At 71.1% G+C, this 12,242-nt stretch carries 9 protein-coding genes; 2 read left to right on the forward strand and 7 right to left on the reverse strand.

Features of this window, described 5'->3' with window-relative positions:
• Nucleotides 1–33 precede the first annotated feature (33 nt).
• Together QF037_RS10030 and QF037_RS10035 are read left to right on the forward strand one after the other, a co-directional pair.
• Complete coding sequence (locus QF037_RS10030; protein WP_307023753.1) at nt 34–978, forward strand: ATP-binding protein; 945 nt, start codon at nt 34–36, stop codon at nt 976–978.
• 54 nt (nt 979–1,032) lie between these two features.
• Nucleotides 1,033–1,425 carry an SCO5389 family protein gene (locus QF037_RS10035; RefSeq protein WP_307023755.1) on the forward strand — a complete coding sequence of 131 codons (393 nt, stop codon included), beginning with the start codon at nt 1,033–1,035 and terminating at the stop codon, nt 1,423–1,425.
• A gap of 47 nt (nt 1,426–1,472) precedes the next feature.
• Here QF037_RS10035 and QF037_RS10040 read toward each other — a convergent pair whose 3' ends face one another.
• The 7 genes from QF037_RS10040 to fusA all read right to left on the reverse strand — a co-directional run bounded on the left by QF037_RS10040 (nt 1,473) and on the right by fusA (nt 11,586).
• The gene (locus QF037_RS10040; RefSeq protein WP_307023757.1) at nt 1,473–3,800 is read right to left on the reverse strand and encodes a DUF4132 domain-containing protein; all 2,328 of its coding nucleotides are present in this window, start codon (nt 3,798–3,800) and stop codon (nt 1,473–1,475) included.
• A 36-nt stretch (nt 3,801–3,836) separates the two neighbouring features.
• Entirely contained in the window at nt 3,837–4,676 is an 840-nt protein-coding gene (locus QF037_RS10045) for an alpha/beta fold hydrolase (protein ID WP_307023759.1), read from the reverse strand.
• 146 nt (nt 4,677–4,822) lie between these two features.
• Nucleotides 4,823–6,181, reverse strand: a complete 1,359-nt coding sequence (locus QF037_RS10050; RefSeq protein WP_307023761.1) for a GH1 family beta-glucosidase — start codon at nt 6,179–6,181, stop codon at nt 4,823–4,825.
• A gap of 20 nt (nt 6,182–6,201) precedes the next feature.
• The gene (locus tag QF037_RS10055) at nt 6,202–7,041 is read right to left on the reverse strand and encodes a carbohydrate ABC transporter permease (protein WP_307037086.1); all 840 of its coding nucleotides are present in this window, start codon (nt 7,039–7,041) and stop codon (nt 6,202–6,204) included.
• Nucleotides 7,042–7,048: 7 nt separating this feature from the next.
• Nucleotides 7,049–8,026, reverse strand: a complete 978-nt coding sequence (locus QF037_RS10060; RefSeq protein WP_307023764.1) for a carbohydrate ABC transporter permease — start codon at nt 8,024–8,026, stop codon at nt 7,049–7,051.
• A complete protein-coding gene (locus QF037_RS10065; RefSeq protein WP_307023766.1) occupies nt 8,026–9,342 on the reverse strand; it encodes an ABC transporter substrate-binding protein in 1,317 nt (438 codons plus the stop codon). The genes QF037_RS10060 and QF037_RS10065 overlap by 1 nt, the downstream gene beginning before the upstream one ends.
• A 192-nt stretch (nt 9,343–9,534) precedes the next feature.
• Nucleotides 9,535–11,586: an elongation factor G gene (gene fusA, locus QF037_RS10070; RefSeq protein ID WP_307023768.1), complete on the reverse strand. Its 2,052-nt coding sequence runs from the start codon at nt 11,584–11,586 to the stop codon at nt 9,535–9,537.
• Between the last annotated feature and the right edge of the window lie 656 nt (nt 11,587–12,242).

The raw sequence follows: 12,242 nt of genomic DNA on the forward strand, positions 1-12,242 counted from the left end.
CAAAAAGCGCTTATCCGAAAGGGCGGGGTGCTGATGCGCATCGCTTTCGTCGGCAAAGGTGGCAGCGGCAAGACCACCCTGTCGGCACTCTTCTCCCGTCACCTCGCGCGGTCCGGCGCTCCCGTGCTCGCCGTGGACGGGGACATCAACCAGCATCTGGCCGAGGCGCTGGGCCACGACGGGGAACTGCCGGCCGCCCCTCCGCTGGGCGCACACCTGAACGCCGTCAAGGACCACCTGCGCGGCACCAACCCGCGCATCGCCTCCGCCGAGGCCATGATCAAGACCACTCCGCCGGGCCGCGGCTCCCGGCTGCTGACCCTGCTCGGCGACGACGAACTGCACACCCGGCACGTCCGGCACGTCGGCGACGTGCCGCTGATGGTGACCGGCGAGTTCGAGGAGAGCGACCTCGGGGTGGCCTGCTACCACTCCAAGCTCGGCGGGGTGGAGCTCTACCTCAACCATCTCGTCGACGGTCCCGGCGAGTATGTGGTGGTGGACATGACGGCGGGCGCGGACGCGTTCGCCTCCGGTCTCTTCACCCGCTTCGACCTCACGTTCCTGGTGGCGGAACCCACCCGCAAGGGCGTCTCGGTCTACCGCCAGTACCGCGACCACGCCCGTGAGTTCGGCATCCGGATCGCCGTCGTCGGCAACAAGGTGACCGGCGAGGACGATCTGCTCTTCCTCAAGGAGGAGGTGGGGGACGACCTGCTGACCCACCTGGTCCACTCACCGTTCGTACGGGCCGTCGAACAGGGCCGCGCACAGGGCGGCCCGGAGTCCCTGGAGCCGCACAACCGGCATGCCCTGAACATTCTGCGCGAGGCGGTGGACGCCTGTCCCCGCGACTGGGCGACGCTCCATCGCCACGCCGTCGAGTTCCATCTGCGCAACGCCCGGGCCTGGGCGGGCGAGGACCTGGCAGCCCAGGTCGACCCCGACTTCGTACCGGGTCCCGCTTCCCTCCTCTGACACCCCCTTCCCCCTCACCCCCCCACTCAACGCACAGACAGGACACGCACCTTCATGTCTCTCGACGTCTCCCCGAAGCTCCTCGCCGAAGCCGAGAACGGCGCCGTCCGCGAGGAGGACTTCGTGGACACCGTCCGCACGTCCCTCCCGTACGCCTACGACCTGATCGCCTCTCTCGCCGTCGAACTCCACGACGGCAAGGCCGAGTTCACCGACAACCAGACGCCCCCGCCGTCCGAGAAGGAGCGCGGTCAGCTGCTGCGGGCCCTGGCCAGCGACGCGATCCGCGGCAGCCTGGAGCGGCACTTCGGGGTGGCCCTGGCCTTCCAGAACTGCCACCGGGTGGCGGCGTTCCGGCCGGGCGCGCAGGACAGCGAGACCTACGCGCGCTTCACCTCGACGCGCTCACAGATCCTCAACCAGTCGCCGGAGTTCAGGGACTGCTGACCCGCCCGCGCGGAACCGTCGCCCCCCGACGGCGGTTCCGCGCCCCGTCAGCCCGCTCTCCCCTTCCCCACCTGCATGAGGATGGACGGGTCGGTGATCTCGGTGTCGGCGGCCAGCAGCAGGGCCTTGCTGAGGATCACGGTGAGCCGGTCGTCCTCGAACGGCAGGAAGACCTTGCCGGCGGCCTTGCCGCGTGAAGGGACGATGCACAGATAGGAGTTGTCGGGCTCCATCAGGATGTTCGCCGAGCCGAGATGGATGCGGTACGTGCGGAGGCCGCCGCGGACCACCAGGAAGCGGCCGTCGAGGGTGCACCGGTCGGCGATCTTCAGGCGCGGCAGGATCCGCGCGAGGGCGTCGCGGCGGGCCTCGGCGCTCTCGCTCAGCTCGGCGAACCCGGCCCGTTCCCAGTAGGCGCGGGCCGGTCCGTGCTCGGTCCAGTCGGGGTCGGCGGCGATCGAGGTCACGCCGACGAAGAGGTCCACGTCGCGCATCGCCTCGCTGAACACCAGCGGCGGCACCTCCGCGAGGGGCGCCTCCCGCCAGGCGCCGGCCACCCGGCGCTCGAAGCGAACCCGGTCGGTCGAGGCCACTCCGTCGCCGTCCGCCCAGTCCACGTAGGTGTGGAAGAAGGCGGCCCGCCACTCCCCCGCGCCCAGGGCCCGCAGGGCCGCGTCCCCGTCCCCGGCGTCCCACGGTCCGAGCAGCCGGCTCGTCCAGCCCCGGGCCCGGAACAGCGCGAACATCCGGCGGTAGTGCACGAGATGGGCGGCGAAGCGCAGGGAGTGGACGCGGGTCTCCTCCTCCGCCGGGGTGAGCCGGTAGATCTCCCGGAACGCCTGCTTGAACGGCTGTCTCAGCTGCCCGTCGACGAGCCGGTCCCGCCAGGCCCGTACGGTGTCGGCGTCGGAGCGGATCGGGTGCCACAGCCGGACGGAGGCGTCGTCGGGCGCGTCGGGGAGGTCCTCGGTCGACGGAAGGACCGCCCGCCACCGACCGGGCGCGACCTCGATCTCCCAGATCAGCCGGCGTACGACGGACCGGGCGAGCGGATGCCCGGCCAGTTCCGCGCGCCACCAGCCGTACGGGTGGACGGCGTCGACGGTGAACCCGCCCTCCAGCGCCCGGGCGAGGGTGCCGAGCTGGATGTCCACCCGCTTCACCAGGTCGCGCAGCTCCTTGACCAGGCCGGCGTGGTCGCGACGGACGGGCGCGGGGACGCTCTTCAGAGGGCGGCCGTCCTTCTCCCAGGTCAGGTGGGCGGTCTCGGTGACCGTGACGACGGCCGTGTACCCGCCGCCCGCCTCTCTGCGCAGGACACCGTCGTCGTCGAAACCCTCCCTCGACAGCCGCAGGGCCACCTCGTTCCGCTCGGCCAGGGCCGGCTCGACCTGCTTGAGCAGCTTGTCGAGCTGCCGGGGAATTCCGGCGTGGCGGGTCACCGAGCGGGCGGTGCGGATCGCGGTGACCAGTTCCGGCGTCGGGAAGTCCCGTGCGGCGCGGACCAGTTCGTACAGCAGGGCCTGCGAGGGGACCGTCTTCGCGGACGTCGGGGCGACGGCGATGCCGGGCAGCAGCCGGTCGAGGAGGTCCGGCAGCCAGGGCTCGTCGCGCAGCAGGGCCATCCGGGCGGCCTGTCCGAGCATGTCGACCTCGCGGGGCGTGAACGCCTTGTCGGCCCGGTAGGGGACCTCGCCGCGCTGGAGGGCGTCGGCGCGGTCGGCCGCCGCTTCCAGCGCACGGCGGGCGAAGGCGACGTAGGCCGGGATGCCGGCCACCTGCCGCCAGAGGTCCGGTGCGTTCGGCGGGGGGTCGTAGGTGTTGAGCCCGTCGACCTGCACGAGCACTGTCCGCTCGGCGGGAGTGAGGCCGATGACGACATCGATCCCGTCCATGGCTATGGCTCCGCCGTCGCGTCGCAGGAGGTCGGCCGCCGTCCGCAGCGCCTCGCCGCCCCCGAGACTCGCCACCATGAGCAGCGAGTACGGATGGGTGGCGTCCCCCTTCTCCACCAGGAAATCGGTCAAGGCACGGGCCGGGCCGGAAAGGTCGGGCCATGGCCCCGTGCAGTGCGTCAGCGCGTCCACGACCGGCCGGAGGCTCACCACGTCGTCAGGGTCCTCGCTACAGGCGACGACCGCCTCGAACATCCGGCGGCACGCGTCGGGCGTGTAGCGCGGTTCGCTGTCCCTGACCGCCTGGTGCACCGCCACCCGCGCCCCCTTCATTGCGTCCGTGGCCCCGCGCCGGGCCCGGTAGGCCGCCGCGAGCAGATCACCGACCTCCTCGTCGGAGAGTCCCGAGAGGTCGGCCGCGCGGACGTCGAGTGCGAAGTCAGGGTCGGTCAGCGCCCGGACCACGTCGTCGTAGAGCATGTCCCGGATCATGACAGGCAGCACTGACAACGCGATCTACGCGAAGAACCTCGCGGTCTCCGCCACGAACCGCCGTGCGTCGTCCAGCCAGGGGAAGTGCGCCGCCCCCTCCTGGACCACCGACTCGGCCTCCGGGAAGAGCCCGGCGTACTCGGCCAGCGCCCGCGGGGGCCCGGCCACGTCCACCTCCCCGGCCAGCACCAGCACCCGCCCGGCGAACCCGGCCAGCGCCGCCCGCGTCGCCTCCGGGTCGAAGGCGCCCTCGGAGCCGTAGACCGCCGCCGCCTCGTCGTTGCGCTGCTGGTCCTCGGCCGCGCGGACCGCCTTGGCCGCCTCGTCCCAGCGGGCGAACCAGAAGGGGGCGACGGCCTGCCAGGCGCCGGGGGCGGGACGGCCCGCGTTGAGGGATTCCAGGGCCGCGTACGCCGGGGCGAACCACTCCTCGTCACGGCGCAGACGGGCCGTGCTCAGGCGGTCCTCGGCGGTGACGGCGATGCCGACCGCGTAGACGCTCGGCGTGATCAGGGCGAGGCGTGCGACGCGGTCGCGATGGCGGGCCGTGTAGAGGGCGGCCAGGTTGGCGCCCGCGCTGTGGGCCAGTACGTCCAGGCGGTCCAGGCCGAGTTCCTCGCGCAGTGCCTCGACGTCGTCGACCTGACGGTCGCAGCGGTACGACGCCGGGTCCCCGGGGATCGCCGAGTCGCCGGTGCCTCTGAGGTCCAGGCGGATCAGGGTGCGGTGGGCGCTGAGGCCGCCGAGGTCGCCGAGGTAGGCCGAGGCCTGCATCGGGCCGCCGGGGAGGCAGACCAGGGGCGGTCCCTCGCCGGTCGCGAGGTAGGCGAGGGTGGTGCCGTCGGGGGTGGTGAAGGTGGGCATGGCGTGAGGCTTTCATCAGGCCTGGCCTGCGGCAACGTATTAAGTGTGGCTCCGGCGGCACCGGGGACGGCAGAGCCCCGGGGCGGGGGTGCGACCCCGCCCCAGGGCCCCTTGGCCGAGGGCCTCCGTCCCCGCCGCCCGCCTGCTCAGGCCGCGTGCCGCGCGCGTCCCCGATGGGCACGGATGATCTCCGCGTACCGGTGTCCGGAGCCCTTGACGGTACGGGCCTGGGTCCGGTAGTCGACGTGGACCAGGCCGAAACGCTTGTCGTAGCCGTAGGCCCACTCGAAGTTGTCCAGCAGCGACCAGGCGAAGTAGCCGGCCAGCGGGGCGCCCCGGCGGGCGGCGGAGGCGCAGGCGGCGAGGTGGCCGGCCAGGTAGTCCTGCCGCTCGGGGTCGTCGACGGTGCCGTCGGGGCGTACGACGTCCGGGTAGGCGGAGCCGTTCTCGGTCACGTACAGCTTGCGGGCGCCGTACTCGTCGGTGAGGCGGAGCAGCAGGGTCTCGATGCCGCTCGCGTCGATCTCCCAGTCCATTCCGGTGCGGGGCACGCCGAGGCGGCGTACGGAACGGGCGTGCGGGGCCGGGCCGCTGGGGTCGTCGGCGACGGTGGCCGGGAAGTAGTAGTTGAGGCCGAGCCAGTCCAGCGGGGCGGCGATCGTCTCCAAGTCGCCTTCTTTTGAGGGCAGTTCGACGCCGTACAGGTTCCGCATGTCCTCCGGGAAGCCGCGGCCGTGGATCGGGTCCAGCCACCAGCGGTTGGTGTGGCCGTCCATCCGGCGGGCGGCCTCGATGTCCTCCGGACGGTCGGTGGCCGGGTGCACGGTGGAGAGGTTGTTGACGATGCCGACCTCGGCGGCGGGGACGGCCGCCCGGATGGCCTGGGTCGCCAGTCCGTGGCCCAGCAGGAGGTGGTACGAGGCGCGCACCGCGGCGGTCAGATCCGTGAGCCCGGGGGCCATCTTGCCTTCGAGGTGGCCGATCCAGGCGGAGCACAGCGGTTCGTTGAGCGTGGTCCAGTGGCCGACCCTGTCGCCCAGACGCGCGGCCACGACCGAGGCGTACGCGGCGAAGTGCTCGGCGGTCTCCCGCTCGGGCCAGCCGCCCCGGTCCTGGAGCGCCTGGGGCAGGTCCCAGTGGTAGAGGGTGACGGACGGGGTGATGCCCGCGTCCAGCAGGCCGTCGATCAACTCGTCGTAGAAGTCGAGGCCCTTGGCGTTGACCGGTCCGTCGCCGCCCGGCAGCACGCGCGGCCAGGCGATCGACAACCGGTAGGCATTGGTGCCGAGTTGACGCATGAGCGCGATGTCCTCGCGCCAGCGGTGGTAGTGGTCGCAGGCGACGTCGCCGTGGTCGTTGCGGGCGATCTTCCCGGGGGTGTGCGAGAAGGTGTCCCAGATCGACGGCGAACGGCCGTCCTCCGCCACGGCTCCCTCGATCTGGTACGCCGAGGTGGCCGTGCCCCACAGGAAGTCGTGCGGGAGTGCGGTGAGGTCGATGGTCACGAAATCCCTTTCGAGGTAAGTCACTTGACGGCACCCGCCGTCAGCCCCGCGACGAGGTAGCGCTGCAGGAGCAGGAAGCCGGCCACCACCGGCACGCTGACGACCAGCGAGGCGGCCATGATCTGGTTCCAGTACACGTCGTTGAGCGTGGAGTAGCCCTGGAGTCCGACGGCGAGCGTGCGGGTGGTGTCGTTGGTCATCACCGACGCGAACAGCACCTCGCCCCAGGCGGTCATGAAGGCGTAGACGGCGACCGCGACGATGCCGGGGATCGCGGCCGGCACCACGACCCGGAACAGCGCCCGCAGCGGCCCGCAGCCGTCGACCAGCGCCGCCTCGTCCAGGTCGCGCGGCACCGAGTCGAAGTACCCGATCAGCATCCAGATCGAGAACGGCAGGGAGAAGGTCAGATACGTCAGGATCAGACCGCCGCGCGAGCCGAACAGGGCGATGCCGGTGGCGTTGCCGATGTTGACGTAGATCAGGAACAGCGGAAGGAGGAAGAGGATGCCCGGGAACATCTGCGTCGACAGGACGGTGACCGTGAAGACGCGTTTGCCGCGGAAGTCGTAGCGGCTCACCGCGTACGCGGAGAAGACCGCGATCACCACCGAGCAGACCGTCGCCGCGCCCGCCACGATCAGCGAGTTCACGAAGTACCGGGCGAGCGGGACCGTGGACCAGATGTCGATGTACGGGCGGATCGTCAGCTCGCTCGGTATCCAGCGGAACTCGCCGGTGACATCCGCGAGGGGCTTCAGCGAGCTGGAGACCATCACGTACACCGGTACCAGCACGAAGCCGCCGAGCAGGGTGAGGAAGATCCGCCGGGACCAGAGGAACGAACGCGGCGGCGCCATCGGGGAGTTACGCACGCGAGGCCCTCCGTCCGCGCGAGGTGACGGTGAGGTAGACGCCCGTCACGAGCAGCAGGAACAGCAGCAGGAGTACGGACATGGCGGAACCGGTGCCGAAATTCCAGGTGACGAACGAGGCTTGGTAGATGTGCACCGAGACGAGGTCCGCGGCCTCGGGGGCGGTCCTGCCGAACAGGACGTACGGGGTGTTGAAGTCGTTGAACGTCCACAGGAACAGGACCAGGATCAGCACCTGGTTGACGGCGCCCAGCGACGGCAGGGTGATGCGGCGGATCTGCTGCCACACACCGGCGCCGTCGAGGGCGGCCGCCTCGTACAGCTCCCGGGGGATGTTCTGGAGTCCGGCCATGACGATGAGGAAGGCGAACGGCCAGCCCTTCCACACCGACACGATCAGCAGGGCGTAGAAACTGTTGTCGCCGATGAGCCAGAAGGACGGCTTGTCGGTGAGGTGCAGCTGGTCGTGCAGGACGTGGTTCACCAGGCCGTTGTCGTGCTGGAACATGAACACCCAGGTGATGACGGCCGCGTAGACCGGCAGGGCGTACGGCACCAGGAACAGCGCCCGCAGCAGGCCCCGGCCGCGGAAGGTGTCCTGCATGAAGACCGCGGCCGCGGTGCCGATCAGCCAGCACAGGGTGACTGACAGCAGGGTGAAGGCGACGGTGACGAGGAAGGAGTGCAGCAGGGCCTCGCCGACGGGGGCGTCGAAGTCCACCGACACCTTGAAGTTGTCGAGTCCGGACCAGGGCGCGGTGCCCCAGTCGCGGATGTAGAACTGCGTGAGCGCCTTGAAGCTCATCACGATGCCGACGCCCATCGGCACCAGGTGGACCAGGAGTTCGAGGAGCAGAGCGGGCAGCAGGAGCAGATACGGCAGTCCGACGCGGCGGATGCGGCCGGGGCGCGGGGTGCGCTTCTCGCCGGACGGCGCCTTGGGTTCGGCGCATTCCAGAGTGGTGGTCATCAGGCGGCCGGCATCTGCTGCTGGGCCTTCTCCAGCGCCGCCTTCACCGAGTCGGTGGTGATGGCGCGTCCGGCGGCCGCGTCGGCGAACAAGCCCTTGACGGCGGTGCCGACCGCCGTCTCGAACTGCGACTCGTCGGCGACCTGGGGCAGCGCGGCGGCGCTCTTGGCGAGGGTGTCCTTCAGGACGGCGTTGGCGGGCGTGTTGAAGGCGCCGTCCGTCTGGGCCGTCTTCACCGGCGGTATCGAGCTGTACGCGGTGTTGAGGATCTTCTGCTCCGCGTCGCCGGTCATGAACTTCACGAACTTCGTGGCGCCGTCGAGGTTGTCGGTGTTCTTGAAGACGGCCAGGTTGATGCCCGCGACCATGGAGTTGACCTGCGCGCCGGTGCCCGGAGTGCCGGACTGCACGGGCACGGGGGCGATGCCGTAGTCGTCCTCGCTCATGCCCTGCGACGTGAGGTTGGCGGAGGCGGACTGCCACAGGAGCATCGCCGTCTTGCCCTTGGCGAAGTCGCTGACGGACTGGTTCTGGGCGTACTCGGCGTTGCCGGGCGCGATGACCTTGTCCTTGGCCATCAGATCGACGTACTGCTTGACCGCGGTGACGACCCCGTCGCTGGTGAAGTCGGGCTTGCCGTCGGCGGTGAAGAAGTCGGCGCCGTGCTGCCGGGCGAAGACGAAGACGTGGTGGATGTTCTCCGACGGGTTCGAACCCTCCGCTCCCAGGCCCCACTTGCCGTCCTTGGAGAGCTTCTTGCCATCGGCTGCCAACTCCGCCCAGGTGGCCGGTGGTTGTGCGATGCCCGCGTCGGCGAACATCTTCTTGTTGTAGTAGAGGGCGTACGCCATCGAGTACAGCGGCACCGCGGAGGGGTCCTTGCCCTCGGCGCCCGTCGAGCCGAGCGCCGAGTCGACGAAGCGGTCCCTGCCGCCGATCTTCGCGAAGTTCTCGGCGTCCCACGGCAGCAGTGCGCCGGTGGCCTGCAGCGAGGCGCTCCAGGTGTTGCCGATGTTGAGGACGTCGGGGCCCTGGCCCGAGGTGGTCGCGGTGAGGATGCGGTTGAGCAGGTCCGACCAGGGCACGACCTCCAGTTTCACCTTGATGCCGGTCTGCTTCTCGAACTTGTCGAGTTCGGGCTGGAGGACCTTCTTGTCGACCTCGATGCTCGCCCCCTGGTTGGAAGCCCAGTAAGTGAGCGTCTTCGGCGAGTCGTTGGACCCGCCGCCGTTCGACGAACCGCCTCCGCAGGCCGATGCGGCCAGGGCGAGAGACAGGGTGACGGCGCCTACGGCCGCGGCTCGGATGCTGCGCATGGCTCCTGGTGTCCCTTCAGGGAATGCACTCACGGCTTAATTTAGGACGTGAGTTAACTGCCACGGGTTCGGGACGTCAAGGGGTTGAGCGGCGGGAGTTCGACGGATCGTGCGGCTCGGTTCCGGGTCGTTCATTTCCTGAACGGAGCGGGCGGTCCCCTCCCCTGCGGGAGAGGGACCGCCCTGGTACCGCTACCTCTGGGCCGGTGCCACGGTCGCCGGCGCCGGCGCGTACCCGGTGGGCCGGGCCGTGAAGGTGCCGCGGCCCTGGGTCCGGCTGCGCAACCGGGTCGCGTAGCCGAAGAGCTCGGCCAGCGGCACGGTGGCGGTGACGACCGCCGAGCCGGCCCGCGTCACCGAGCCGGAGACCCGGCCGCGCCGAGCCGCCAGATCGCCGAGGACTCCCCCGACGGCGGCGTCGGGCACCGTGACCGTGACCTCGGCCACCGGCTCCAGCAGGACCATCGCGCAGGCGCGCAGCGCCTCCCGGAGTCCGAACCGGCCCGCCGTGCGGAACGCCGTGTCGGAGGAGTCCTTCACATGCGTCGCCCCGTCGGTGAGGGTGACCCGCAGCCCCGTCACCGGGTGCCCGCCGAGCGGCCCCTCGGCCAGCGCGTCCCGGCACCCGGCCTCGACCGCCCGGACGTACTCCTGCGGCACCCGTCCACCGACCACGGCCGAGCGGAACTCGAACCCGGCGTCGACGTCCAGCGGCTCCACATCGAGGACGACATGGGCGAACTGCCCCGCGCCACCGTCCTGTTTGACGTGCCGGAAGACATGTCCGCTCACGCCGCGCCCGACGGTCTCGCGGTGCGCGACCCGGGGCCGGCCGGCGTTGACGTCCAGCCCGTGGTCCCGCCGCGCCTTCTCCAGCGCGACCTCGAGATGCAGTTCGCCCATGCCGGACAGCACGGTCTGCCCGGTCTCCGGGTCGGTCCGCACGACCAGCGACGGATCCTCCTCGGCGAGCCTGGCGAGCGCCGAGGCCAGGCGGTCGGTGTCGGTGGACCTGACGGCCTCGACCGCGACGGAGACGACCGGTTCGGCGACGCTCGGCGGTTCGAGGACGAGCGGGGCGTCCGGCGCGCAGAGGGTCGACCCGGCGCGGGCGGACTTCAGCCCGACGACCGCGACGATGTCACCGGCGACCGCACGGTCCAACTGGGCGTGCCGGTCGGCCTGTACGCGCAGGATCCGTCCGACGCGCTCGCCGCGCCGCGCGCCCGCGTCCATCACCATGTCTCCCTTCTCGATCGTTCCGGAGTACACCCGGAGGTAGGTGAGCCGCCCGGTCGGCGTGGCGTTCACCTTGAACACCAGCGCCGCGAACGGCGCCGCCGGGTCCGCGGGCCGTTCCTGCCGGGTGTCGCCGAGGGTGCCGCGCACGGGCGGCACGTCGAGCGGCGACGGCAGATACGCCACGACCGCGTCCAGCAGCGGCTCGATCCCGCGGTTGCGGTAGGCCGAGCCGCACAGCACGACGACGGCGTCGCCGGTGCGGGTGAGGTCGCGCAGGGCGTCGACGAGCGTCCTCGTGTCGAGCGTCGACCGCATACAGAATTCCTCCAGCGCGGCCGGATGCAGTTCGGCCACCCCCTCCTCCAGCAGTCGACGCCGTCGCCGCGCCTCTTCCCGAAGGTCCTCGGGAATGTCCGCCACGACCATGTCACCGCCGTCGGTCCAGGTCAGCGCCCGCAGGTGCACGAGGTCCACGACCCCGCGGAACGCGTCCTCCGTGCCGATGGGCAGCTGCAGGACCAGCGGGGCCGGGTGCAGTCGCTCCCGGATGGACTCGACGGCGGTGTCGAGGTCGGCGCCCGCGCGGTCCAGCTTGTTGACGAAGGCGATCCTCGGTACGCCGTACCGGTCGGCCTGCCGCCAGACCGACTCGCTCTGCGGCTCGACGCCGGCGACGGCGTCGAACACCGCGACCGCCCCGTCGAGCACCCGCAGTGAACGCTCCACCTCGTCGGCGAAGTCGACGTGTCCCGGGGTGTCGATCAGGTTGATCCGGTGGCCGTCCCAGGCGCAGCTGACCGCCGCGGCGAAGATCGTGATGCCGCGGTCGCGCTCCTGCGGGTCGAAGTCGGTGACGGTCGTGCCGTCATGGACCTCGCCCCGCCGGTGGGTGGTTCCGGTGGCGTAGAGGATCCGTTCGGTGACGGTGGTCTTGCCGGCGTCGACGTGGGCGAGGATGCCCAGGTTGCGGACGACGGCGAGGGTGTCGAGGTTGATGCGCACGGCCCATGGCCTTTCGGATGACGTGTGACAGGGCGGCGCGATTCCCGGGACGGGCCGGACTGATCTGACGGCACGCCAATACATGGGCGTGCGAGGTCAGTTGATGGCCAGGCGGGTGTCCGGGGCATCCGGTACCGGCCGCGCAGCGGGCACCGGACGGAGCAGGACACGAGGATCACGTCGTCGTACGACGACGGGGGAACGAGAACAGCGGCGCGGTCACACACGGCCGGTCTCCCCTCACTCGTCGGTCCTCGTCATGTCACGCGCACCGGCCCGGTGGGGGCGGTGTGCGACGCGTGGCGAGTGTAGGGAGACGGGGACGGGCGGGTCATCCGGTTTTCCGTCCCCCCGGTGAGGGCGGCTGCACGGCAGCGCCCGACGGTCAGGGCCAGGGCTCCGTCGTCGGTCGAGTCGTCCCCTAGCGGATCCGCAGAGAATCCAAGTGAACGCTCCAGCGGATCCGGGTGCGGCGAGGGACCCCGCACCTGCCGGCGTCCGGACAAGGCGTCGGGATCCGCGTGCCGTGAATGCCGGGCGGCGGCGGTCGCCGGCCGCACCCCCACCCCGCGGTGCGCCGGTCGCGTACGAGCAGCGCACGGTGCGCGCGCACCGTCCCCGGTTCACCGATCAGGCATGCCACAAGAGCTGTTCGC

This window comes from Streptomyces canus, assembly GCF_030815415.1.
In the GTDB taxonomy this organism is placed as follows: Bacteria; Actinomycetota; Actinomycetes; order Streptomycetales; family Streptomycetaceae; genus Streptomyces; species Streptomyces canus_F.